The sequence below is a fragment of the Cupriavidus gilardii genome, from assembly GCF_017598945.1.
GTDB lineage: Bacteria > Pseudomonadota > Gammaproteobacteria > Burkholderiales > Burkholderiaceae > Cupriavidus > Cupriavidus gilardii_E.
Genome location: NZ_JAGFTW010000028.1, coordinates 1 through 24,800 on the forward strand (window position 1 = coordinate 1; position 24,800 = coordinate 24,800).

Here is a 24,800-nt window from a genome sequence, read left to right on the forward strand (position 1 = left end):
CCCCTCTCCCGCAAGCGGGAGCGGGGAGAAAACACCCCCCTTCAGTCCTCCGCCCCCCTCCGCCGGCCGGCCAGACGCCAGACCAGCACTAGCGCCAGAACGCTCTGCAGCAGATAGAAGGCGCTCGAGACGCCGTGCAGCATGCCGAAGCGCGCGCGGAACGGCGACTCGGACACCCCGAGCCCCATCGCCTGCGCCTTGTGCCGGAGGCTCTCCATGAAGGGCTGCAGCCCGAAATAGCCGATCAGCACGCAGCACAGCATGCCGAGCACCAGCCAGCGCAGCGCGCGGTAGCGCGTGGCACCGCGCCGGATCATCACGTTGCACAGCACCAGTTGCAGCACGCCGATCACCACGCCGAGCACGGCCTCGGTGCGGAACAGCTGGCCGGCGAGCATGCCGGCCATTTCGCGGCTCGGCAGCACCGCGAACAACGTGGGAGCGACCAGATAACCGATGGTCCAGAGGCTGCCCGCCCAGATCACGGTCAACAGCAGAAACAGCCGATGCGGCAGCAGCGGCTGGCCGGCGGACGCCGGGCCCGACAGCGGAGAGGACGGCGAGACCACGGCGCCGCCGCCTCAGATGTAGCGGACGGTGATGACTTCGTACTCGCGCTCGCCGCCGGGGGCCAGCACGGTCGCCACGTCGCCTTCGAACTTGCCGATCAGCGCCCGCGCGATCGGCGAGCTGACCGAAATCTTGCCGCTTTCCAGATCGGCTTCGTCTTCGCCGACGATCTGATAGCGGACCGATTTGCCCGATTCCAGGTCTTCCAGGTCGACGGTCGCGCCGAACACGATGCGGCCATCGGTATCGAGCTGGGTCGGATCGATGATCTGCGCGGCCGACAGCTTGGCCTCGACTTCCTGGATGCGGCCCTCGATAAAGGCCTGTTTTTCCTTGGCGGCGTCGTATTCCGCGTTTTCCGACAGATCGCCCTGCGCACGCGCCTCGGCGATGGCATTGATCACCGCGGGACGTTCGACAGCCTTCAGGCGTTGCAGCTCCGCTTTCAGGAGTTCTGCGCCGCGCTTGGTAATCGGAATGGTGCTCATGTCTTCGTCAGGCAAAAAAATGAGCCGCAGCGCAGCGGGCGATGTACGCAGCGGTCTTGCCGGCACACCTCCGCTCAACCGCGGCTTTTAGGTTCGTTGGTACTACCAGGGAATGTTCGGTAACGCCTTGCAATACCGAAATGGCTTTGCTTTGTCTTGCTTGTTTCGGCCGGCTGGGCCGCCGAAATTCCCGTTAGTTTAGGACAAGACGTCCGCCGGCATCAACACCGGCGGACGCGGGGGTCCGGTGCACCCGGACCCGGTGGGCGAACTTCGGCCGGGCGCGGGGCCGGAATCAGGCCAGCGACGCGTGCAGGCCCTGCAGGTCGTAGACCTCCAGATTCTGCATCTGCTTCAGGCCCTCGACCGCGGCGCGGGCACCGGCGATGGTCGTGTAGTACGGCACCCGGTTGGCCAGCGCCGAGATCCGGATCGAGCGCGAATCGGCGATCGCGGTGCGGGTCTCGTCCACCGTGGTGAACACCAGCGCCAGCTCGCCGTTCTTGAGCATGTCGACGATATGCGGACGGCCGTCCTTGACCTTGTTGACGACGCGCACCGGAATGCCGGCCGCCTCGATCGCGGACGCGGTGCCGCGCGTGGCCACCAGCGGGTAGCCCATGTCGTGCAGCATGCGGGCAACGCTGACCGCGTGCGGCTTGTCGCTGTCCTTGACGGTCAGCAGCACGGTGCCGCGCTCGGGCAGGCGCGAACCGGCGGCCAGCTGGCTCTTGAACAGCGCCTCGCCGAAGGTCTTGCCCACGCCCATCACCTCGCCGGTCGAACGCATCTCGGGTCCGAGCACCGGATCGACGCCAGGGAACTTGTTGAACGGGAACACCGCTTCCTTGACGCTGTAGTACGGCGGCACCACCTCGCCGCCGATGCCCTGCTCGTCCAGCGACTGGCCGGCCATGCAGCGCGCGGCGATCTTGGCCAGCGACAGGCCGGTGGCCTTCGACACGTACGGCACCGTGCGCGAGGCGCGCGGGTTCACTTCGAGCACGTAGACGATGTCCTGGCCGTCCTTCTGCTGGATCGCGAACTGGACGTTCATCAGGCCGACCACGTTCAGCGCCTTGGCCATCGCGGCGGTCTGGCGCTTGAGCTCGTCGACGGTCGCCTGCGACAGCGAGTACGGCGGCAGCGAGCACGCCGAATCGCCCGAGTGGACGCCCGCCTGCTCGATGTGTTCCATCACGCCGCCGATGAAGACGCGCTTGCCATCGCACAGCGCATCGACGTCGCACTCGATCGCATCGTTGAGGAAGCGGTCGAGCAGCACCGGCGAGTCGTTCGACACCTTGACCGCCTCGCGCATGTAGCGCTCGAGGTCGCGCGGCTCATGGACGATCTCCATCGCGCGGCCGCCCAGCACGTACGACGGGCGCACCACCAGCGGATAGCCGATCTCCTCGGCCAGCTTCAGCGCCTCGTCCTCGGCGCGCGCCGTGCGGTTCGGCGGCTGGCGCAGACCGAGCTCCTGCAGCAGCTTCTGGAAGCGCTCGCGGTCTTCGGCCGCATCGATCATGTCGGGGCTGGTGCCGATGATGGGCACGCCGTTGGCTTCGAGGTCCAGCGCCAGCTTCAGCGGGGTCTGGCCGCCGTACTGGACGATCACGCCGACCGGCTTTTCCTTGTCGACGATCTCGAGCACGTCCTCGAGCGTCAGCGGCTCGAAGTACAGGCGGTCGGAGGTGTCGTAGTCGGTCGACACGGTCTCCGGGTTGCAGTTGACCATGATGGTCTCGTAGCCATCCTCGCGCAGCGCGAGCGCCGCGTGCACGCAGCAGTAGTCGAACTCGATGCCCTGGCCGATCCGGTTCGGGCCGCCGCCCAGCACCATGATCTTGCGCTTGTCGGTCGGGTTGGCCTCGCACTCGCCATGTTCGGCCTCGTAGGTCGAGTACATGTAGGCGGTGTTGGTGGCGAACTCGGCCGCGCAGGTGTCGACGCGCTTGTAGACCGGGCGCACGTTGTGGGCCAGGCGCGCCTCGCGCACGGCCTTGGCATCGGTCTTCATCAGCCTGGCCAGGCGCCGGTCCGAGAAGCCCTTCTGCTTCAGGTAGCGCAGCTCGGCGGCCGACAGGCTGGCCAGCGTGCGGGCCTTGACCTGGGCTTCCGTCTTGACGATGTCCTCGATCTGGGCAAGGAACCACGGGTCGATATCGGTCTCGGCGTACACCTCCTCGAGCGACATGCCCAGGCGGAACGCATCGCCGACGTACCAGATGCGGTCCGGGCCCGCCTCGCCGATCTCCTCGACGATCTCGTCGCGGTCGGTCGATTTCTCGTCCAGTCCGTCGACGCCGACCTCCAGGCCGCGCAGCGCCTTCTGGAACGATTCCTGGAAGGTACGGCCCATCGCCATCACCTCGCCCACCGACTTCATCTGCGTGGTCAGGTGGCTGTCGGCCTGCGGGAATTTCTCGAAGGCAAAGCGCGGCACCTTGGTGACGACGTAGTCGATCGACGGCTCGAACGACGCCGGGGTCTGGCCGCCGGTGATCTCGTTCTTCAGCTCATCCAGCGTGTAGCCGACCGCCAGCTTGGCGGCGACCTTGGCGATCGGGAAGCCGGTGGCCTTCGAGGCCAGCGCCGACGAACGCGACACGCGCGGGTTCATCTCGATCACGATCATCCGGCCGTCCCTCGGATTGATCGAGAACTGCACGTTGGAGCCGCCGGTATCGACGCCGATCTCGCGCAGCACCGCCAGCGAGGCGTTGCGCAGCAGCTGGTATTCCTTGTCGGTCAGGGTCTGCGCCGGCGCGACGGTGATCGAGTCGCCGGTGTGGATGCCCATCGGGTCCAGGTTCTCGATCGAGCAGACGATGATGCAGTTGTCCTTCTTGTCGCGGACCACTTCCATCTCATACTCTTTCCAGCCCAGCAGCGATTCCTCGATCAGCAGCTCGCGGGTCGGCGACAGGTCCAGGCCGCGCTTGCAGATCTCTTCGAATTCTTCGCGGTTGTAGGCGATGCCGCCGCCGGTGCCGCCCAGCGTGAACGACGGACGGATCACGATCGGATAGCCGCTGGTGTCGGTCTCGCGCGCGATCTGGGATTGCACGGCCAGCGCCTCTTCCATCGAGTGGGCGATGCCGGACTTGGCCGAACCCAGGCCGATCTTGGTCATCGCGTCCTTGAACTTCTGGCGATCCTCGGCCTTGTCGATCGCCTCGGGCGAAGCGCCGATCAGCTCGACCTTGTACTTGTCGAGCACGCCGTGGCGGTGCAGGTCCAGCGCGCAGTTCAGCGCGGTCTGGCCGCCCATGGTCGGCAGGATCGCATCGGGACGCTCCTTGGCGATGATGCGCTCGACCACCTCCCACGTGATGGGCTCGATGTAGGTCACATCGGCGGTGTTCGGGTCGGTCATGATGGTCGCCGGGTTCGAATTGACCAGGATGACCTTGAAGCCTTCCTCGCGCAGCGCCTTGCACGCCTGCGCGCCGGAATAGTCGAACTCGCAGGCCTGGCCGATGATGATGGGGCCCGCGCCGATGATCAGGATGCTCTGGATGTCTGTGCGTTTTGGCATTGCACGCTCTCTTTGTCGGCCGGTCCGCGCTCGCTGGCGAGCAGGCGCACCGCGCCGGATATCAATATTCAGTTCAGGGTGGCCGTCGCCAGCTTGGCGCCGAAGCCGATAAACATCGCGCCCACGCCGCTCGCCATGCCGGCCGACAGCCTGCGCCGGCGGCGGAAGGCCTCGGCCAGCTTCGCGCCGACGAAGATGATGGCGGTCAGGTAGACGAAGCTGCAGGCCTGGCAGATCAGCCCCAGCGCGGCGAACGACAGCACCGGATAGGCATACTGCGGATCGACGAACTGGATGAAGAACGACACGAAGAACAGGATCGCCTTGGGGTTCAGCAGGCTGATCAGCAAGGCCTTGCGGAACGGGTTGGTCGGGTCGGTGGCCTGCACCTGCCCTTCCCCCTGCTCCGCCGGGGCACTCTCGGCGGCGGTCTTGCCGTTGCCGGTCCAGCTGCGCAGCGCGCCGCGCAGCATCTGGAAACCGATCCACGCCAGATAGGCGGCGCCGATGTACTTGATCACGTAGAACAGCCCGGGGCTGGCCTTGAGCAGCGAGGCCACGCCGGCCGCCGACAGCACCATCAGGATGGCGTCGCCGAGGAACACGCCACAGGCGCCGCGATAGCCGGCCCGCACGCCCCGCTGCGCGGCGACCGACAGCACATACATCGAATTCGGCCCCGGCAGCAGCACGATGAAGATCGTGCCCAGCAGATAGGTCCAGAAGTCGGTAATGCCGAAGGTGGCATGCATCAGGGCGTTCATGGTTCGCGATCCCGTCTCGATGTCGATGTGCAGGTCCGCCTTACTGGCGGGCCTCTTCCATCAGCCTGGTGAAGCGGTCGAACAGATAGGCCACGTCGTGCGGGCCGGGCGACGCTTCCGGGTGGCCCTGGAAGCAGAAGGCCGGCTTGTCGTTCAGCGCGAAGCCCTGCAGCGTGCCGTCGAACAGCGAGACGTGCGTCACGCGGGCGTTGGCCGGCAGCGTCGCGGCGTCGACCGCGAAACCGTGGTTCTGCGAGGTGATCACCACGCGGCCGTCGTCCAGGTCCTTGACCGGATGGTTGGCGCCGTGGTGGCCGGTCGGCATCTTGACGGTCTTCGCACCGACGGCCAGGCCCATGATCTGGTGACCCAGGCAGATGCCGAAGGTCGGGATGCCGCGCTGCAGGAATTCCTGCGTGGCACGGATCGCGTAGTCGCACGGCTCGGGATCGCCCGGGCCGTTGGCCAGGAAGATGCCGTCCGGCTTGTAGGCCAGCGCGTCGGCGGCGGTCGATTGCGCCGGCAGCACCGTGATGCGGCAGCCGCGCTGGGCCAGCATCCGCAGGATGTTGAACTTGACGCCGTAGTCGAACGCCACCACGTGGAAGCGCGGGTTCTCCAGCTTGCCGTAGCCGCGCTCCAGCGCCCACTCGGTCTGATTCCACTCGTACGGTTCCTTGACCGACACGACCTTGGCCAGGTCCATGCCGGCCAGGCCCGGGAACGAGCGCGCCAGGTCGATGGCCTTCTGCGCATTGTCCTCGCCGGCCAGGATGCAGCCGTTCTGCGCGCCTTTCTCGCGCAGGATGCGGGTCAGCTTGCGGGTGTCGATGCCGGCGATGGCGGGCACCTTCTCCTGCTTCAGGTAGTGCGGCAGCGTGTGTTGCTTGCGGAAGTTCGAGGCGAGCAGCGGCAGATCCTTGATGATCAGGCCGGCGGCATGGACTTTGGTGGCTTCGACATCCTCGGAATTGACGCCGACATTGCCGATATGCGGATACGTCAGCGTGACGATCTGCCGCGAATAGCTCGGGTCGGTGAGGATTTCCTGGTAACCGGTCAGCGCGGTGTTGAACACCACTTCGCCGATGGTATGGCCGGAGGCGCCGATGGAATAGCCACGAAAGACCGTGCCGTCTGCTAGCGCAAGGATGGCGGGCGGAAAAGACGGTAACACGGGTAGGCTCCTGCTGGATTCACCCTGTGACCGACCTCTCTCGACGCCTCGTGCCCCGAATCTGACGGCGAGCGCACCGGCATTGCGCCGGGGCGGTCGGGCCGGGCTGCGCGGGATTCGGCATGGGCGCGGCGGGGTGTCGATGGCGATCGGCACGGCGCTCCGGGGCGAATCCGCAGGGCAGCGGTCAGGGCGGCGGAAGGTGGAATGCGGTTGGCGCTAGGGTGAAGGGTTCTGAAAGCGAAACTTTCGGATTCTACCTCACGCCGGCCAATTTCTCAAGTTTTCAAGGACTTGCGTATGCCATGCCTACCGCTTCTGCCCTCGCAGTACTCCCCTCTCCCGCTGGCGGGAGAGGGGTTGGGGGAGAGGGAGCAGCAGTGGCTCTGCGAGGCGTTGCGGTCACTGCGACCGCCCTTTCCCTCTCCCCCGCCCTCTCCCGCCAGCGGGAGAGGGAGGACACCATCGGTGGGTGGCCGTTCAGGAGATTTACGCCGCCGGCGGCACCACCGCCGTCACCTCGATCTCGACCCGGGCGCGCGGTTCGATCAGGTCTGCCACCTGGACCGCCGTCATCGCCGGGAAGTGGCGTCCGATGATGGTGCGGTAGTGCTTGCCGATGGCGGGATAGGCGGCGACATATTCGGCCTTGTCCTTCACATACCAGGTCATCCGCGCGATGTGCTCCGGCCGCGCCCCGCCCTGCTCCAGTACCGCCACTACATTGCGCAGCGCCTGCGCGGTCTGCTCGGCAAAGTCGTCGGTCTCGAACTCGCACTGGCCGTTCCAGCCGATCTGGCCGCCGACGAAGATCAGCCGGCTGCCGGCCTGGAACTCGGTCAGGATGCCGTTGGCATAGCCGCGCGGCGCCGCCCAGTCCGGCGGTTGCAGCACGGCCATCGGCTGGCCCCGCTCCGCGGCGGTGGCGATGCTGGTGGCGTTGGCGGTGGTCGCGGATTTGGCGGTGGGCGCCACGATATCGTTCATAGCTTGGGCTCGTCAGGAATTCGATGGAGAAGATGCCGATGCGGCGGCAGGCGCTTCGTCGACGACGCGGTCCACAAAGCGGGCTATCGCCTCGCGCACCGGCGCGGGAAAGGGTCGCGGCGCGATGCGGGCCGTATCGACGCAGACCAGGCGCTGGGTGAATTCGACCCGCAGGTCCTGCTGCAGGCCAAGAAAACGCACCTGCAGCGTGCAGCTCGAACTGCCCAGCCGCGTCACCGCCAGCTCGCGCGTCAGCACCTCGCCCATTCGGCTCGGCGCGACGAAGCGGCATTGCAGGTCGGCGGTCGGCACGCCGGCGCAGTCGGCGCCATGCATCCGCTCGAACGGCCAATCGAGCGCCTCGCGAAACCAGTCCTCGACCAGATCGTTCAGCATCTCGAAATAGCGCGGAAAGAACACGATGCCGGCGGCATCGCAATCCTTGAAGCGCACCCGCACCGTATTGCGAAAGGTCGCCGCTGCGGTCATGACGCCGGGACCCCGTTCTGCTCGGCCATCTGCCGCAGCCGGAAGCGCTGCAGCTTGCCGGTCTCGGTACGCGGCAGCGCGTCGACGAAGTGGATGCGGCGCGGATACTTGTACGGCGCGATCTGCCGCTTGACGTGCTCCTGCAGCGCGACGCGCATCGCGTCGTCGCCCTGAAAGCCGGGACGCAGCACCACATAGGCGGCCACGACCTGGCCCCGCCCATCGTCGGGCGCACCGACCACGCCGCATTCGGCCACGGCCTCATGCTGCATCAGCGCGGCCTCGACCTCGGGACCGGCGATGTTGTAGCCGGCCGAGACGATCATGTCGTCCGAGCGCGCCTGATAGAAGTAGTAGCCGTCGGCGTCCATCACGAAGGTATCGCCGGGCAGGTTCCAGCCGTCGCGCACATAGTTGGCCTGACGCGGATCGTCGAGGTAGCGGCAGCCGGTCGGGCCCTGCACCGCCAGCTTGCCGGGCACGCCCGGCGGCAGCGTCTGCATGTTCTCGTCGACGATGCGTGCGACATAGCCGGGCACCACCTTGCCGATCGCGCCGCGCCGCACCTCGTCGCCGGCGCTGGAGATGAAGATGTGCATCATCTCGGTGCCGCCGATACCGTCGGTCATCTCGATGCCGGTGGCCGCCTTCCAGCTCTGCCGCGTCGCATCGGGCAGCGCCTCGCCGGCCGACACGCTCTTCTTCAGGCTGGACAGGTCGTAGCGGTTCGCCGCCGCGGCCATCTGCCGATAGAAGGTCGGCGCGGTGAAGACGATGGTGGCGCGCGCGTCCTGGATCAGCGCCAGCAGCGTCTCCGGCGTCAGCTTCTCGGCCAGCACGGTCGAGGCACCGATCCGCAGGGGGAAGCACAGCAGCCCGCCGAGACCGAAGGTAAAGGCCAGCGGCGGCGTGCCGCAGAACACGTCGTCCGGCGTGGGTCGCAATACGTGCCGCGGGAACAGATCGCACATCGCCAGCACGTCGCGATGGAAATGCACGGTGCCCTTGGGCTGGCCGGTGGTGCCGCTGGTGAAGGCGATCAGGCAGATATCGTCGCTGGCGGTATCGCAGGCGGCGAAGTCGTCGGGCTTGCCTTCCAGCGCCGCTTCGAGCGAACCCGGGCCGCTGCCGTTGAAGCACAGCACTTGCCGCATCGTCGCGCAGTAAAACTCGCCGCCCTCGCGCATGTTGGCGTCCAACTCGTCGCGCAGCCGCGCGTCGCACAGCGCGGCGCCGACCTCGGCGCGGTCGATCACCTGCTTCAGCTCGCGCGCGCGCAGCAGCGGCATGGTCGGCACCGCGATCAGGCCGGCCTTCAGCGTCGCCAGCAGGCTCGCGGCCATCATCAGATTGTTGGGGCCGCGCAGCAGGATGCGGTTGCCGGGCACCAGCCCCATGTCCTCGGTCAGCACGCGCGCGATGCGGTTGGTCAGCGCGGCGAGCTCCGCGTAGCTGACCGTGGCGAAGCCGCTCGCGCTATCGGCATCGGGATAGCGGATCGCGGTGCGTTCGCCGCGACCTTCGCGCACGTGGCGATCGACCAGTTCGATGGCCGCATTGAGCCGCTCGGGATAGCGCGTGTCCTCGTTGAACAGGAACACCGGCCAGGCCTCGCGCGGCGGCAGGCGGTCCTGGGCGAAGGTATCGATATGGGCTGTGCTCGCCATGGCTGTCTCCTTGATGGGCGGCGCTCGTTCTGTGGAGCGCGCGGTCAGGACTGCGGTTGCCGCGCGGCCAGCGTTTCGCGCGCGACGATCAGCTTCTGCACTTCGGTGGCGCCCTCGTAGATGCGCAGCGACCGGATTTCCCGGTACAGGCTCCCGACCCGGCTGCCGATGCGCACGCCGAGTCCGCCGAACAGCTGCACCGCGCGATCGATCACCATCTGGGCGTTCTCGGTCGCGGTCATCTTGGCCATCGCGGCCTCTCTCGTGGTGCGGCCCGCGCGGGTATCGCGCAGCCACGCCGCGCGCCAGGTCAGCAGCGCGGCCGCGTCGAGCGCGGTCGCCATCTCGCCGATCGTGGCCTGCGTCAGCTGCAGGTCGGCGAGCTTGCCGCCGAACATCGGCCTTGCGGTGGCGCGCGCAATTGCTTCATCCAGCGCCGCGCGGCCGAAGCCCAGCGCGGCGGCCGCCACCGAGGCGCGGAAGATGTCGAGCGTCATCATCGCCAGCTTGAAGCCCTGCCCCGGCTCGCCGAGCCGCTGCGCAACGGGCACGCGGCAGCCGTCGAAGCGCAGCGTGGCGAGCGGATGCGGCGCCATCACGTCGATGCGCTCGGCGATCTGCAGGCCCGGCGTATCGGCATCGACCACGAAGGCGGTGATGCCGCGCGCGCCGGGCGCTTCGCCGGTGCGGGCGAACACGCAGTAGAAGTCGGCGATGCCGCCGTTGGATATCCAGGTCTTGGTGCCGTCGAGCACGTAGTGGTCGCCGTCCAGCGTCGCCTGGCACTGCATCGCCGCGACATCGGAACCGGCCTCGGGCTCGGACAGCGCGAAGGCGGCGATCGCCTCGCCCCGGGCGACGCGCGGCAGGTAGCGCTGCCGCAGCGTCTCGTCGCCCGCCAGCGTGATCGCGCCAGAGCCCAGTCCCTGCATCGCGAAGGCGAAGTCGGCCAGCCCGTCATGGCGCGCGAGCGTCTCGCGCAACAGGCACAGCGCGCGCGAGTCGAGCTGTTCCAGCGCGCCGCCGTAGGCCCGCGGCACGCAGTAGCGCAGCCAGCCGGCCTCGCCGAGCTGCCGCACCAGCGCGCGGCAGTCCGCGTCGACATCGGCGCCGGGCGCATGCGGCTGCGCCGACAGCGAACGCGCGCACCAGGCGTCGAGCTCGCGCGCCAGCGTGCGATGCGCGTCGTCGAAGAATGGCAGCGCCAGATCGTCTTGCCAGCCGGTCATGTCGGTTTCCCTCGCTCAGTTGCCTTCAAACACCGGCTTCGCCTTGGCGACGAACGCCTCGTAGGCGCGGCGGAAGTCGCCGGTCTGCATGCAGATCGCCTGGGCCTGCGCCTCGGCCTCGATCGCCTCGTCCAGCCCCATGTTCCATTCCTGGTGCAGCAGCTTCTTGGTGACGCCATGCGCGAAGGTCGGCCCCGCGGCAAGCTGCGCGGCCAGCGCGGCGGCCTCCTCGCGCAGCCGCTCGGGCGCGTGCAGGGCATTGAAGAAGCCCCACTGCAACCCCTCCTGCGCGCTCATCGCGCGGCCGGTATAGAGCAGCTCGCTGGCACGGCCCTGGCCGATCATGCGCGGCAGCAGCGTGCAGGCGCCCATGTCGGCGCCGGCCAGGCCCACTCGCACGAACAGGAAGGCGGTGCGCGCCGACTCGGTCGCCAACCGCATGTCGGAGGCCAGCGCGATCATCGCGCCCGCGCCGGCGCAGACGCCATCGACCGCCGCGATGATCGGCTGCGGACACGCCCGCATCGCCTTGACCAGATCGCCGGTCATGCGCGTGAAGTCCAGCAGCTCGGGCATCGCCATCTTCGTCAGCGGCCCGATGATCTCGTGCACGTCGCCGCCCGAGCAGAAGTTGCCGCCGGCGCCCTGCACCACCACCGCCTTGATGTCGTTGGCGTAGACCAGCGCGCGGAACAGGTCGCGCAATTCCGCGTAGGCGTCGAAGGTCAGCGGATTCTTGCGCTCGGGGCGGTTCAGCGTCACGGTGCCGACCTTGCCGTCATCGGATACCGACCACAGAAAGTGGCGCGGCGCGAAGTCCGCGAAGCCGCGCTTGTGGTGGCGCATGTCCAGTGCGATCTCGTTCATCTGCGTTCTCTCGTCGATGTGTCGATGGTTCGATGTGTCGATTCGTCGTTCGTTGTCGCCGATCCGCATTCAGCCGGTCATCACCTCGCCGCCGGCCACCGCGATCGCCTGGCCCGTGATCGCGCTCGCCGATGGCCGGCACAGCCAGGCCACCGCGTCGGCGACTTCATCGGGATCCACCAGCCGTCGCTGCGGATTGCGGCCGGCCAGCTCCGCCCGTGCCTGCTCCTCGGTGCGGCCGGTCTTGCCGACGATATTGGCCACCGCCTCACGCACGATGTCGGTATCGGTATAGCCCGGGCACACGGCATTGACCGTGATGCCGCTGCGCGCCAGTTCGAGCGCGAGCGCACGCGTCAGACCGAGCACGCCGTGCTTGGCCGCGCAGTAGGCCGTCACGTACGCGTAGCCGGTCAGCGCCGCGGTGCTGGCGACGTTGACCACCCGACCCCAGCCCGCCTCGCGCATCGGCGGCAGCGCCGCCTGCGTGCACAGGAAGGTGCCGGTCAGATTCACGTCCAGCATGCGGCACCACAGGGCCAGATCGGTCTTCGCAATCGGGGCGCTGTGTGCCTGGCCGGCGTTGTTGATCAGCACGCCGATCGGGCCCAGCGCCTGGGCGGCCGCGTCGAATGCGCGCGCCACGCTGTCCGCGTCGCTGACATCGGCCTGCACTCGATGCAGCCGCGCATCGGGATGGTCTTGCCCAAGCCGCTCCACGGCCCGAGCCAGCGCGTCGCCGTCGCGGCCCAGCAGCGTTACGCTGGCACCGTCTGCCAGCAAGCGATCGGCAATGGCCGCCCCAATGCCTCGGGCTCCACCGGTGACGAGCGCGTGGCGTCCGCGCAGCGGAAACGACGAACGATCGGCACTCATCGGGCCCCCGCCAGCACAGCGGCGCGTTCGAGATTGGTCTCCAGCTGGCGCTTGCCGGCCTGGTACTGCACCGGCCAGTCGACCGGGCGGTAGCCCAGTTGCGCAGCCTGGTGCAGCGTCCATGCCGGATCGGCCAGATGGGGCCGCGCGATCGCGCACAGGTCGGCGCGGCCGGCGGCGATGATGCTGTCGACGTGATCGGCCTCCGAGATCGCGCCGACCGCGATGGTCGGAATGCCGGCTTCGTTGCGGATGCGGTCGGCGAACGGCGTCTGGTACATGCGGCCATAGATCGGCTTCTGCTCGGGGCTGACCTGCCCCGACGAGCAGTCGATCAGATCCGCGCCGGCCGCTTTGAAGGCACGGGCGATCTCGACCGCGTCGTCGGGCGTGATGCCGCCCTCGACCCAGTCGTGCGCGGAAATGCGGACCGACATCGGCCGCTGCGACGGCCACACCTCGCGCACCGCGGCGAACACTTCGAGCGGATAGCGCAGCCGGTTGGCCAGCGAGCCGCCGTATTCGTCGTCGCGCTGGTTGGCCAGCGGCGAGATGAACGACGACAGCAGATAGCCGTGCGCGCAATGCAGCTCCAGCCAGTCGAAACCGGCCTCCGCCGCGCGCCGGGCGGCGGCGACGAAATCGTCGCGCACCCGGTCCATATCCTCGCGCGTCATCGCGCGCGGCACCTGTGAGATGCCGGGCAGGTACGGCAGCGGCGAGGCGGAGATCAGCGGCCAGTTGCCCTCGGGCAGCGGATGGTCCATCGCCTGCCAGCCGAGCTGCGTCGAGCCCTTGCGGCCGGCGTGGCCCAGCTGCATGCCGATGCGCGCGCCGCTGGCGAGGCCCGTGCCCGCATGGACGAAATCGACGATGCGGCGCCACGCGTCGCGCTGCGTGTCGTTCCACAAACCCGGACATCCGGGCGTGATGCGCGCGTCGGGCGAGACACAGGTCATCTCTGCCATCACCAGGCCGGCGCCGCCCTGCGCGCGGGCGCCGAGATGCACCAGGTGGAAGTCGCCGGGGACGCCGTCGACGCACGAATACATCGCCATCGGCGACACCACCACGCGGTTCTTCAGCGTCAGGCCGCGCACGCGATACGGCGTGAACATCGGCGGCAAGACGCCGTCATGGGCGCGCAGGCTTTCCTCCGGCACGCCGGCCTGCCGCGCCAGCCAGCGCTCGTAGCTCTCGACATAGGTGCGGTCGCGCAGCCGCAGGTTCTCGTGCGAGATGCGCTGCGAGCGCGTCAGCAGCGAATAGGCGAACTGCTCGGGCGCCAGGCGCGCATAGCGCTCGACGTTCTCGAACCATTCGGTGGAATTGCGCGCGGCGTTCTGGATCTTCAGCACCTCGACGCTGCGCGTGGCCTCGTAGCGGCGCAGCGCCTCGTCGAGCGCGTCCGGACCGGGCTGCGTCATGCCCTGCAGATTGCTGGCCAGATCGATCGCATCCTCCAGCGCCAGCTTGGTGCCCGAGCCGATCGAGAAGTGCGCGGTGTGGGCGGCATCGCCCATCAGCACCACCGGCACGCGGCGCCCGCCGGCCAGCGTGTTCCAGTGCACCCAGGTGTTGCAGATCACGCGGTTGAAGCGGATCCAGTTGGCCGAGCCGCGCAGGTGGGTGGCGTTGCTGATCAGCGGCTGGCCATCGAGATACTTGGCAAAGAGCCGCTCGCAGTAGGCGATGCCCTGCTGCTGGTCCATCTGCTCGATGCCGGCGGCGCGCCAGACCGATTCCGGCGTCTCGACGATAAAGGTCGAGGTGTCGTCGTCGAAGCGGTAGGCATGCGCCTGAAACCAGCCGTGCTCGGTCTGCTCGAAGGCGAAGGTGAAGGCGTCGAAGCGCTTTTTCGTGCCGAGCCAGACGAAACGACACTGCCGCGTATCGATATCCGGCGCGAAGGTCTCGGCGTAGCGCGTGCGCACGCGGCTGTTGACGCCGTCCGAGGCGATCACCAGATCGGCGCGGTATTTCTCTGCCAGCGCCTGGTCGTCCTGCACATCGGTCTCGAACACCAGCTCCACGCCGAGCGCTTCGCAGCGCGCCTGCAGGATGTTCAGCAGCCGCTTGCGGCCGATGCCGATGAAGCCATGCCCGCTGGAGCGCATCGTGCGGCCGCGGAAGTGGATATCGATGTCGTCCCAGTGATTGAACGCCGCGTCGATCTCGCGCGCGCTCTCCGGATCGGCCTCGCGCAGGTTGTCCATGGTGGCGTCCGAGAACACCACGCCCCAGCCGAAGGTGTCGTAGGGCCGGTTGCGCTCGACCACCACCACCTCGTGACGCGGATCCTGCCGCTTCATCAGCAGGCCGAAGTAGAGGCCGGCCGGTCCGCCGCCAATACACAGTACTCGCATCTGTCGTCTCCTCGCGGCGTGGTTGCCGCTGCTGCCGCCGCGGATGCTCCGGCGCTGTGCCGTAATCAATACAGCCCTAAATATTTTATGTTTAAAATAATAGGGCGAGGCGGCCCGCTTGGCAAGCGTTCCCTGCGGCATGGCGCCAGGGACCGCTTGCGGGCGGCGATCAGCCCTGCAGCGCCTCCCGGAACTGCGCCAGCGCCGACGGATCCTCGATGGTGGTCAGATCGCCGGGATCGCGCCCTTCTGCCACCGCCTGGATCGCGCGGCGCAAGAGCTTGCCGGAGCGCGTCTTCGGCAAGGCGCCGACGAACACCACGCGGGCCGGCCGCGCCACCGCGCCGAGCTGGCGGTCCACCGTCTGCATGATCTAGCCTTCGAGCGCCATGCGGTCCTGCGGCGTGGCGGCGCGGCCGGGGTCGCGCAGGATGCAGACCGCCAGCGCGACCTGCCCCTTCAGCGGATCGGCCACGCCCACCACCGCGACCTCGGCCACCGCCGGATGCGAGGCGATGCTTTCCTCGATCTCGCGCGTACCGAGCCGGTGGCCCGCCACGTTCAGCACGTCGTCGGTCCGCCCGAGGATGAACAGATAGCCGTCCTCGTCGCGCACGCCCCAGTCGAAGGTCGAATAGCGCTGCTTGTCCGGAAAGCCGGACCAGTATGTCTTGACGAAGCGCTCGTCGTCGCCCCAGACGGTGCTCATGCAGCCGGGCGGCAACGGCCCCTCGATCGCGACCACGCCCTTCTGCCCCGGCGCGCATTCGGCGCCGGTCTGCTCGTCGACGATGCGCACGTCGTAGCCGTACACCGGCAATCCGGGCGAGCCGAGCTTGGCGGGCAGCGCCTCGATGCCGTGCTGCAGGGCGATGATCGGCCAGCCGGTCTCGGTCTGCCAGTAGTTGTCAACCACGGGCTTGTTGATGGCCGACTGGATCCAGCTGGCGGTCGGCTCGTCCAGCGGCTCGCCGGCCAGGAACAGCATGCGCAGGCTCGACAGGTCGTAGCGGGTCAGCCAGGCCGGGTCCTGCTTTTTCAGCACGCGGATCGCGGTCGGGGCGCTGAACATCACGTTGACGCGGTATTGCTCGACCAGCTGCCACAGGATGCCGGCATCGGGCCGCACCGGCGTGCCTTCGTACAGCAGCGTGGTCATGCCGGCCAGCAGCGGGCCGTAGACGATATAGCTGTGCCCGACCACCCAGCCGATATCGGAGGTGCAGAACATCGTGTCGCCGGGCTTGGCGCAGAAGATGTTCTCCATCGACGTGGCCAGCGCGACCGCATAGCCGCCGGTGTCGCGCTGCACGCCCTTGGGCTTGCCGGTGGTGCCGGAGGTATAGAGGATGTACGACGGCGCGCTCGATTCCAGCCATTCGCATGGGACCTGCGTCGCGCCGACGCGCTCGCGCCAGGCCAGATAGTCCTCGTCGCGGCCGGGCGTGCGCTCCATCGGCGCAAGGCCGCGATCGACCAGCAACACCTTCTCGGGCGGGTTCTGCGCCAGCCGCAGCGCCTCGTCGAGCAGCGGCTTGTACGGCACGACCTTGCCGCCGCGCGAGCCGGCATCGGCGCTGACCACCACGCGCGGTCTGGCGTCGTCGATGCGTGCGGCCAGGCTGACCGAGGCAAAACCGCCGAACACGACCGAATGCACCGCGCCGATGCGCGTGCAGGCCAGCATCGCGAACACCGCCTCGGGGATCATCGGCATATAGATCAGCACGCGATCGCCCTGGCGCACCCCCAGCGCCAACAGCACCGCGGCCATCCGGTTGACCTCGGCGTGCAGCTCGCGATAGCTGTAGCTGCGGCGCTGGTCGGTTTCCGTGGAGACATGGACCAGCGCCGGCTGTTCGGCGCGCTTGGCCAGGTGCCGGTCGACCGCGTTATGGCAGATATTGGTGCGGCCGCCCACGAACCAGCGCGCGAACGGCGGCCGGCTGTAGTCGAGTACCTGTTCGCAGGGGGTCTGCCAGTCGATGCGGCGGGCCTGCTCGGCCCAGAAGGCGTCGGGATCGACGAGGGAGCGCGCGTGCACGGCGCGGGTGGTGGTCATTGCTGTCTCCTCCGCTCGGGCGGCGGTTATCGTTGGACCGCCAGTTTGCCACCACCGGCCCCGGCTTCGCCATCCGCAATGTCCACAAGGTCACGCGCCGGATGGCTGGCCGGATGGCCAGGGCGTCGCCGCAAAGACAAAGGGGCACGCCCCTCGGCATGCCCCTTTTCGATACAGCCCGATACAGCCCGATACAGGCCGATAGAGCTCCTCCTGGCGCTTCAGCGGGCCTTGCCCTTTGCCTTGGCCTTGGGCGAGGCGCTGGCCTTGGCGCTGGCGCGTGCCGTGGACGCCTTGGCGCTGGCCTTGACGGACGCCCGCGATGAGGCCCGCACCGCCTTGCCGTGGGGTTCCACCACCACGCGCTGGCGGGCGTTCACCGCGCGGGCGCCCTTGCCCGACACGCGGATCACCCGCACCTCGTCGTCGCGCTCGGCGATGGCGCGCGCGCGCTTGACCGGCACGTTGAGCACCAGGCTCTGCCCCGCCACCAGCTTGGAGCCGGACAGCTTGTTCCAGGCACGGACCTGGTTGACCGAGACGCCATAGCGGCGCGCCACCGACGCCACCGTATCGCGCTTGCCGGCGCGCACCACCAGCCGGCGCGCTTCGGGCAGGTCCGGCTCCATCGCCAGGATCGCGTTTTCGGCCAGCTTGGCGCTGATGTCCTCGGTATGGCGTCCCGAACGCGGAATCATCACGGTCGAACCGGGCTTGAGCCGCATGCCCTTCGGAATCCGGTTGATCTCGCGCAGCGTGTCCGGATCGACGTTCAGCCGCGCGGCCAGCGATTCGACCCGCTCGCGGCCATCGACCGTCACGGCGGTCCAGCTCGACAGCCCGCCGCGGTAGGTGTTCAAGTTGTACTGGAAACGCTCGGCGTTCTCGAACGGCAGCAGGATCTGCGGGTTCGAGGCGCCCAGGATCACCGGCTTGTTGAACGACGGGTTGAGCGCGCGAAATTCCTCCAGCGGCATGTTGGCCAGCTTGGCGGCCAGCGTCACGTCGATGTCGCGCGAGGTCGTCACCGTGACGAAGTACGGATGGTCCGGAATCGGCGGCAGCGTGACGCCATAGGCGGCCGGGTTGCTGACGATGTTCTTGACCGCCTGCAGCTTCGGCACGTAGTAGCGCGTCTCGTTGGGCATCGTCAGGCTGGCGTAGTCGGTCGGCAGCCCGCGCGCCTCGTTGCGCGCGATCGCGCGCGAGACCGCGCCCTCGCCCCAGTTGTACGCGGCCAGCGCCAGATGCCAGTCGCCGAACATGTCGTGCAGCCGGCTCAGATAGTCCAGCGCCGCTTCGGTCGAGGCCAGCACATCGCGGCGCTCGTCGCGGAACATGTTCTGCTTCAGGTTGTAGTGCTTGCCGGTGCTCGGGATGAACTGCCACATGCCGGCCGCCTTCGCGGTGGATACCGCCTCCGGGTTGAACGCGCTCTCGACGAACGGCAGCAGCGCAAGCTCGGTCGGCATGTTGCGGCGCTCGAGTTCGGCGACGATGTGGTACAGGTATTTGCTCGACCGCGCGATCATCCGCTCCATATAGTCGGGCCGCGCCGCATACCACTGCGTGCGGTCCTCGACCAGCGTGCCCTCCAGGTCCGGCATCGAAAAGCCGCGACGGATGCGGACCCAGATGTCCTGCGACTGGCCCAGCGTCCAGTCGATCCTGTCCTCGTCGACGTTGATCGGCGCGGTGTCGCGCGCGATGGTCGGCGGCAGGTGGATCGAATTGAGCGGATCGGTGGGAGGAAGGCCGGATTTGGGCTTGGTGGCGGAAGCCAGGGCGGTCGGCGAGCCGGCCGTGCCGGCTTCATCAGGCGGGACGGGCGTGCTGGCGCATGCCGCCAGCAGCGCCGCACAGGCTACGGCCGCCAGGTATCGACCAATTCTCATCAATTTCTCGGATCGTGACGCTAAAAATTGGCTGATGCTAAAGACAAAGCGGCTGGTGCGTCAATCGGATTTTCCGCATTCGGCGGGACGATGAAGGATCGCGCAGACGGATCGGGCGGCGTGCCGGTCAGCGAAAGCCATCCTTCCAGGCCCGCAGCGCGCCAAACGCCGCGGCATCGTCCCCCGGCTGCGCGCCCTGCTCGGCCAGTGCCCGGCGCACCGACGGCTCGCGCGAACGCAGGAAGGGGTTGACCGCGCGCTCGTGGCCGACGGTGGTCGGCACGGTCGGCTCGCCGGCGGCGCGCAGTGCCTCGACGCGCGCGTCCCAGGCCGCCAGCGCGGCGTTGTCGGGTTCGACCGCACGGGCGAAGCGGACATTGCTGCGCGTATACTCGTGGGCGCAATAGACCCGCGTCGCGTCGGGCAGCGCCGCCAGCTTGTCGAGCGAGGCCAGCATCTGCGCCGGCGTGCCCTCGAACAGCCGCCCGCAGCCGCTCGCGAACATTGTGTCGCCGCAGAACACCACCGGGCCGATGCCGGGCAATTCGCCGGTGTAGGCAATATGTCCTGCGGTATGGCCCGGCACCTCGAGCACCCGCAGGCGCAGCGCCGGCGCCTTCAGTTCGACCTCATCGCCCTCGCGCACCGCGCGGGTACGATGGCCGATGCGCTCGGCGGCCGGACCGATCACCGGCACCGGCTCGCCATCGGGTCCGGTCGGATAGGCCGCCAGCAGCTCCGCCACCCCGCCCTGGTGATCGCCATGGTGGTGGGTGATTACAATGGCGCCCAGGACCAGCCCCGCCCGCGCCAGATAGGCGAGTACCGGCGCGGCCTCGCCCGGATCGACCACGGCGGCGGCATTGCCGTCGTCGATCGCCCAGATATAGTTATCCTGGAAAGCGGGGATCGGCTCCACCCTCAACATGCGTGCTCCTATGTCCAAGCGTCCGATTATAGATTGGGAAAACTGGCTGGCCTCCGCGCCCGGCCAGTACATGCTGCGCTGGGAGGAAGGCCAGTACGACCGCACCGTGGCCGATATCTTCGGCTACCACGCGGTCCAGCTCGGCATGCCCGTGCTGGACACGCTGCGCGAGAACCGCATGCCCTTCGGCGCGCTGGCGCTGGACGCGCGCAGCGGCCCGCACGGCCCCCGCGCCGCGGAAACGGGCAGCGCCCCTGGCAGCCAGCTGCTGTGCCGCTTCGACGAGCTGCCGTTCGATACGCAAAGCATCGACCTCGTCACGCTGCCGCATGTGCTCGAGTTCTCCGAGGACCCGCACGAGGTGCTGCGCGAGGTCGCGCGCGTGCTGATGCCCGAGGGCCGCGTGGTGGTGTCCTGCTTCAATCCGATGAGCCTGTGGGGCGCGCGCCAGGGCCTGAACCGGCTCGGCGCCGACCCGTTCCTGCCGACCGACGCCCAGTCGATCGGCTTCGTGCGCATCAAGGACTGGCTCAAGCTGCTCGGCTTCGATATCATCCGCGGCCGCTTCGGCTGCTATTGCCCGCCCTACCGCACCGACCGCTGGCTGCAGCGCGCCGCCTTCATGGAGAAGGCGGGCGATCGCTGGTGGCCAATCTTCGGCGCGGTCTATATGCTGTCGGCGGTCAAGCGCGTGCGCAACGTCCGCCTGGTCGGACCCGCCTGGAAGACGCCCAAGGCGGCGCTGGCGCCAGTGGCCGCGCCCGTCGCGACGCCAAACGGCACGCACGGCAAGTCGCCCGACGAAGAGAAGTGAGGGGCCTGCGCCGCGGCCCCGTCCGCTTCATCCCTTGCCGCCGGACCATGCCCGGTCCGGCCTGATTCCAACCGCGTCCGCCCCGGCGGACACCCGGCTGCGGCGACATCCGCCGAACCGGTTCGTACCCTTCATCGATGCAAGAAGTCACGATCTATTCCGATGGCGCCTGCAAAGGCAATCCCGGCCCCGGCGGCTGGGGCGCCGTGCTGGTCGCCAATGGCCACGTCAAGGAGCTGTTCGGCGGCGAGGCCAATACCACCAACAACCGGATGGAGCTGACCGCCGTGATCGAGGCGCTGCGCGCGCTCAAGCGGCCCTGCAAGGTGCAGGTCTGGACCGATTCTCAATACGTGCAGAAAGGCATCTCCGAATGGATCCGCGGCTGGAAGGCGCGCGGCTGGAAGACCGCCGAGAAGAAGCCGGTCAAGAACGCCGACCTGTGGCAAACGCTGGACACGCTGGCCGCCGAGCACGATGTCTCGTGGCACTGGGTCCGCGGCCACAACGGCCACCCGGGCAACGAACGGGCCGACGCGCTGGCCAATCGCGGTGTCGCCTCCCTCACCGGCGCCCAGGTTGAGTAGAATGCCCGCCATGCGACAAATCGTACTGGACACCGAAACCACGGGCCTGAACGCCGCCACCGGCGACCGGCTGATCGAAATCGGCTGCGTCGAGCTGGTCAACCGGCGGCTGACCGGACGCAACCTGCATTTCTACATCAACCCGGAACGCGACATCGACGCCGGCGCAATTGCGGTGCACGGCCTGACGGTCGAATTCCTGGCGGACAAACCCAAGTTCGCCGAGGTCGTCCACGAGATCCGCGATTACGTCCAGGACGCCGAGCTGATCATCCACAACGCCGCGTTCGACCTGGGCTTCCTCGACATGGAGTTCCAGCGGCTGGGCTTGCCGCCCTTCCGCAAGCATGTCGCCAACGTGATCGATACGCTGCTGGAAGCGCGCCAGATGTTCCCCGGCAAGCGCAACTCGCTCGATGCGCTGTGCGACCGCCTGGGCATCAGCAATGCCCACCGGACGCTGCACGGCGCGCTGCTGGATGCCGAACTGCTGGCCGAGGTCTACCTGGCGATGACGCGCGGCCAGAACTCGCTGGTGATCGACATGATGGACGCCAGCGCGGGCGCCGGGCCGGCCGCGGTTGCCACCGCCGACCTGTCGGCGCTGCGCCTGCCGGTGCTGGAACCGACCGAGGACGAACTGGCGGCGCACGCCGCGGTGCTGAAGGATCTGGACAAGGCCAGCGGCGGCAAGACGGTGTGGCAGGAGGCGCAGCCACTGGAAGAAGCGGCCTGAGGCTGCGTCGGCTTCTTCGGTGAAAAAATTCGACGAAGGGCTTTACAAGATACAACGGCACTGACATAATCTCGCTTTCTCTGCTGCACGGCAGTTTCAAGCGCAGTGGCAGGGGTGGTTAGCTCAGCGGTAGAGCACTGCCTTCACACGGCAGGGGTCACAGGTTCAATCCCTGTACCACCCACCAGATTCGCGGGATACCGCATGAAAAGGCCCTCAGACGACAGTCGAGGGCCTTTTTCATTTTGTACTCAAAAAGTATCCAAAACCATTCCGGGAACAGGACTGGCGGAGAACAACAGTGGGCATAGAAAGCGCAGTAGTAACCGCCTAGCACGGGCCGCCGGACTGATTGCCTTTGGACGGCGGGAGCTTTTCGCGCGAAAGCGCCGCGACCTACCCGCAGTTGACCATGCCAGACGAGAAGGCCCTCGAATACGAGACTTTGACATCTGAGCCGGAGCCACGCAGCATCCTCCGCCGGCCGAATGACGTGCGTTTCAACGCGGTCATGGTGTCGGCCTCGGAGGAGGAGCATTCCCCTTCGACTGGAGCATTTTTCCTAAACCGTCATCACACGATACGGGTTCAGCACACGCTCATAGGTCGGATTGCGGAAGTACTGCGCCGCCGCCCCTTGCCCACCCGCTTCGCGGTTCTCGTACAGATCCCCGACTTGCAGAAGGATCGCCGCCTTCATCGGGGCCGGCCCACGGTGCCGACGCAAGCCGGCAAGCCCCTGAAGACGTGGAAAGGCGCCAGTTTGGGCACCGCCTTGCTCATATGACCGCCATCAGTGTGCCGCGCCTGGAGCGGCTTGGCCTCCAGGCCATACCTGAGCTCGATGATGGCCAAATTCCGCCATAGCAGTGCGTCCTTGCCCGTTACTAGACCCGCCTTGCGTGGGCCATTCTTTTAGCCGAGACCTGGCTGGGTCGCGACTCACCGCTGCTGTGCCGGACCAGCAGCGCGCCGCCTTCGCGTGTCCATTGGGGACGCGGAATCCGAAAAAACTTGTGGCACCGTGTAGTTTCTCGCCAAACTCTTTGATTTATAAGGAAACGGACACTACAACTTCGCTGCTTTTTGCCACGGTTTGCTTTCTCTTTGCCACACCGCCCTTCCGACGCCTCATTCCCCTTATTTCTTTTTTCCTTTTAAAATCAACGAGAAAGAGAAAGAAAGCGAAAAAAGCAGCACGCTGCCACGGTTTCAGAGCATTGCCTATTTTTTGAGCCACGAAATTGGCAGGCTGCCGCACCTGGTTTCGTGGGCATTCGTGGTGAGGTATGGCGTTGATTTATAAAGCATCGCAGACAGCCTGAGTCCCCTACCACAATGCCACGGCTCTTTTTTTTGCTAGTATCCTTCCGCCGGCGTTACAAGCCTCATAAGGAACCCCACGCCCTTTGGCAGCATTCGAGACTACTGCGAGCCTCAAGGACCGCAGAGAAGTTTGCTAAAGGGTTATCGTCCGCGCTCGAGAGCGGCTCCTGATGGGCGTGTCGCCTCACTTAGTGATCGGCTAGGATCCGCCGCTCCATTACCGGCAACGCATTGGCGTAATCGATCATTGAGGCGGGCTTGCAGAGTCGACCAATCTGCCAACTCACAGGCCTCAGAGCCTCCGAAAATGACCAAACTTCCTCTTTCGCCGATGCTCGTTCAGTACCTCGTCGGCCTATGCTGCCTGAAATGGGATCCGGATGCCGTCGACGTTACGATAGGCGACATGGTGCTCGATCCGGCAGCAGGCAAGAAGCGAGATATCGATGTCACGGTTACCATCACAGAGTCTGGGAGTGTGACCTACGCTTTCAAAGCGTACGAGGTAAAACACGAGAGTGCACCTCTTGACGTTGCTGATGTTGAGCAGCTGTGTCTCAAGCTGCTGGACATGCCATCGGTGACCCACAAGGCGATCGTATCGGCATCGGGGTTCACTTCGGGGGCTCAATCTAAGGCAGCCCGACATGGGGTCACCCTATACGAACTTCGACCGTGGACCCGAACGTTGCAAGAGCAGTTTCCCGCTCTAACGATGCAGGGTACGGCCGAAGAATGCTTTCCGATGAGCCAAGTGCTGCTTTGTTGGGTCGACCCGCAATATGGAATAGTCGCGCGAGAAGCGAAGGCGCCATTCTCGGTGCGCCCGGACGACAGCCTATTCGACGCATCGGGTCACGTACACCCCAAGTACAAGAGATTCACCGACTATGAAAATGAGTTGTTGCTGCGGTCGACTGAGATACTTTTTCAGTTGGATCCAGCAGTGACGATTTCACGTACGTTTCCTGTTCCACATACCGCTCCTGATGGTACTGTTGCCGCTGGACCTGCCTGGCCACACACGCACACCCTAGATGTTCTCAGTGATGGCGTCTATGTAGAGACATGTGAAGGCGTCTGTCGAATCGACTCGATCACGATCAATGGGTATCTCCAATGGCAGCGCATCAGCGACAAGTCGCTTTACTACGTCATTGATCAAATCCCAAGTGGGGAAGCATTTGCCGGCGCCCTAATTTCTGCGGAAAAGCGCGAAGGCCATATGACCGCTCTCGTGTTTTCGCCAAAGACGCGCGATATCGGAATCAATTTTGTACGCTTGGCCGAAAAGCATCTGAATTGCATCCGCAGGCTCAAGCTGAAGCAGCTTAACGCCCAAACTGATTCATTGTGAGGTCCGCGATCGCATGGCTTCTAGGTAGTCGAACGCTGACCTCACTTCGCCAAGCGGGCTATGGCATTCGT

19 protein-coding genes, 1 tRNA gene and 1 pseudogene are annotated in these 24,800 nt (G+C 66.8%); 5 read left to right on the forward strand and 16 right to left on the reverse strand.

Going from position 1 to position 24,800, the window contains the following annotated elements; genetic code table 11:
- Window positions 1–41: 41 nt before the first annotated feature.
- The 15 genes and pseudogenes from J5T34_RS09945 to gloB form a co-directional block, all read right to left on the reverse strand.
- Entirely contained in the window at window positions 42–515 is a 474-nt protein-coding gene (locus J5T34_RS09945; protein WP_208579670.1) for a DUF4149 domain-containing protein, read from the reverse strand.
- A gap of 66 nt (window positions 516–581) precedes the next feature.
- Window positions 582–1,058: a transcription elongation factor GreA gene (gene greA / locus J5T34_RS09950; protein ID WP_174107197.1), complete on the reverse strand. Its 477-nt coding sequence runs from the start codon at window positions 1,056–1,058 to the stop codon at window positions 582–584.
- 295 nt (window positions 1,059–1,353) lie between these two features.
- A complete protein-coding gene (carB, locus tag J5T34_RS09955) occupies window positions 1,354–4,602 on the reverse strand; it encodes a carbamoyl-phosphate synthase large subunit (protein ID WP_208579606.1) in 3,249 nt (1,082 codons plus the stop codon).
- A 68-nt stretch (window positions 4,603–4,670) separates the two neighbouring features.
- The gene (gene leuE, locus J5T34_RS09960; protein ID WP_208579607.1) at window positions 4,671–5,366 is read right to left on the reverse strand and encodes a leucine efflux protein LeuE; all 696 of its coding nucleotides are present in this window, start codon (window positions 5,364–5,366) and stop codon (window positions 4,671–4,673) included.
- A 40-nt stretch (window positions 5,367–5,406) separates the two neighbouring features.
- On the reverse strand, window positions 5,407–6,543 hold the full coding sequence (carA, locus tag J5T34_RS09965; protein WP_208579608.1) for a glutamine-hydrolyzing carbamoyl-phosphate synthase small subunit: 1,137 nt from the start codon (window positions 6,541–6,543) through the stop codon (window positions 5,407–5,409).
- A gap of 489 nt (window positions 6,544–7,032) precedes the next feature.
- A complete protein-coding gene (locus tag J5T34_RS09970; protein WP_208579671.1) occupies window positions 7,033–7,443 on the reverse strand; it encodes a RidA family protein in 411 nt (136 codons plus the stop codon).
- Between the two features lie 99 nt (window positions 7,444–7,542).
- Window positions 7,543–8,019 (reverse strand): acyl-CoA thioesterase, encoded by a 477-nt coding sequence (locus J5T34_RS09975; protein WP_208579609.1) that lies wholly within the window; start codon window positions 8,017–8,019, stop codon window positions 7,543–7,545.
- Window positions 8,016–9,686 (reverse strand): AMP-binding protein, encoded by a 1,671-nt coding sequence (locus tag J5T34_RS09980; protein ID WP_208579610.1) that lies wholly within the window; start codon window positions 9,684–9,686, stop codon window positions 8,016–8,018. The genes J5T34_RS09975 and J5T34_RS09980 overlap by 4 nt, the downstream gene beginning before the upstream one ends.
- A gap of 44 nt (window positions 9,687–9,730) precedes the next feature.
- Window positions 9,731–10,915 (reverse strand): acyl-CoA dehydrogenase family protein, encoded by a 1,185-nt coding sequence (locus tag J5T34_RS09985; RefSeq protein WP_208579611.1) that lies wholly within the window; start codon window positions 10,913–10,915, stop codon window positions 9,731–9,733.
- Between the two features lie 15 nt (window positions 10,916–10,930).
- Complete coding sequence (locus J5T34_RS09990) at window positions 10,931–11,782, reverse strand: enoyl-CoA hydratase family protein (protein WP_208579612.1); 852 nt, start codon at window positions 11,780–11,782, stop codon at window positions 10,931–10,933.
- A 69-nt stretch (window positions 11,783–11,851) separates the two neighbouring features.
- The gene (locus J5T34_RS09995) at window positions 11,852–12,658 is read right to left on the reverse strand and encodes an SDR family NAD(P)-dependent oxidoreductase (protein ID WP_208579613.1); all 807 of its coding nucleotides are present in this window, start codon (window positions 12,656–12,658) and stop codon (window positions 11,852–11,854) included.
- The gene (locus tag J5T34_RS10000) at window positions 12,655–15,024 is read right to left on the reverse strand and encodes a bifunctional salicylyl-CoA 5-hydroxylase/oxidoreductase (protein ID WP_208579614.1); all 2,370 of its coding nucleotides are present in this window, start codon (window positions 15,022–15,024) and stop codon (window positions 12,655–12,657) included. Before J5T34_RS10000 ends, J5T34_RS09995 begins: the two co-directional genes overlap by 4 nt.
- 169 nt (window positions 15,025–15,193) lie before the next feature.
- A pseudogene (locus tag J5T34_RS10005) lies at window positions 15,194–17,086 on the reverse strand (propionate--CoA ligase).
- Window positions 17,087–17,307: 221 nt separating this feature from the next.
- Window positions 17,308–18,981: a transglycosylase SLT domain-containing protein gene (locus J5T34_RS10010; protein ID WP_208579615.1), complete on the reverse strand. Its 1,674-nt coding sequence runs from the start codon at window positions 18,979–18,981 to the stop codon at window positions 17,308–17,310.
- Between the two features lie 127 nt (window positions 18,982–19,108).
- On the reverse strand, window positions 19,109–19,909 hold the full coding sequence (gloB, locus tag J5T34_RS10015; RefSeq protein ID WP_208579616.1) for a hydroxyacylglutathione hydrolase: 801 nt from the start codon (window positions 19,907–19,909) through the stop codon (window positions 19,109–19,111).
- Window positions 19,910–19,919: 10 nt separating this feature from the next.
- On the opposite strand from gloB, the gene J5T34_RS10020 reads away from it, so the two are divergent.
- From J5T34_RS10020 to J5T34_RS10035, 4 genes are all read left to right on the forward strand, one after another.
- The gene (locus J5T34_RS10020; RefSeq protein WP_208579617.1) at window positions 19,920–20,723 is read left to right on the forward strand and encodes a class I SAM-dependent methyltransferase; all 804 of its coding nucleotides are present in this window, start codon (window positions 19,920–19,922) and stop codon (window positions 20,721–20,723) included.
- A gap of 137 nt (window positions 20,724–20,860) precedes the next feature.
- Entirely contained in the window at window positions 20,861–21,310 is a 450-nt protein-coding gene (gene rnhA, locus J5T34_RS10025; protein WP_174107168.1) for a ribonuclease HI, read from the forward strand.
- A gap of 10 nt (window positions 21,311–21,320) precedes the next feature.
- Window positions 21,321–22,046, forward strand: coding sequence for a DNA polymerase III subunit epsilon (gene dnaQ / locus J5T34_RS10030; protein ID WP_208579618.1), 726 nt, complete (start codon window positions 21,321–21,323; stop codon window positions 22,044–22,046).
- A 112-nt stretch (window positions 22,047–22,158) separates the two neighbouring features.
- Window positions 22,159–22,233, forward strand: a tRNA-Val gene (locus J5T34_RS10035).
- A 375-nt stretch (window positions 22,234–22,608) separates the two neighbouring features.
- Here the strand turns inward: J5T34_RS10035 and J5T34_RS23925 are convergent.
- Complete coding sequence (locus tag J5T34_RS23925; protein WP_244258804.1) at window positions 22,609–22,746, reverse strand: head-tail connector protein; 138 nt, start codon at window positions 22,744–22,746, stop codon at window positions 22,609–22,611.
- 933 nt (window positions 22,747–23,679) lie between these two features.
- Here J5T34_RS23925 and J5T34_RS10040 point away from each other — a divergent pair.
- Window positions 23,680–24,729, forward strand: a complete 1,050-nt coding sequence (locus tag J5T34_RS10040) for a restriction endonuclease (protein WP_208579619.1) — start codon at window positions 23,680–23,682, stop codon at window positions 24,727–24,729.
- Window positions 24,730–24,800 lie beyond the last annotated feature (71 nt).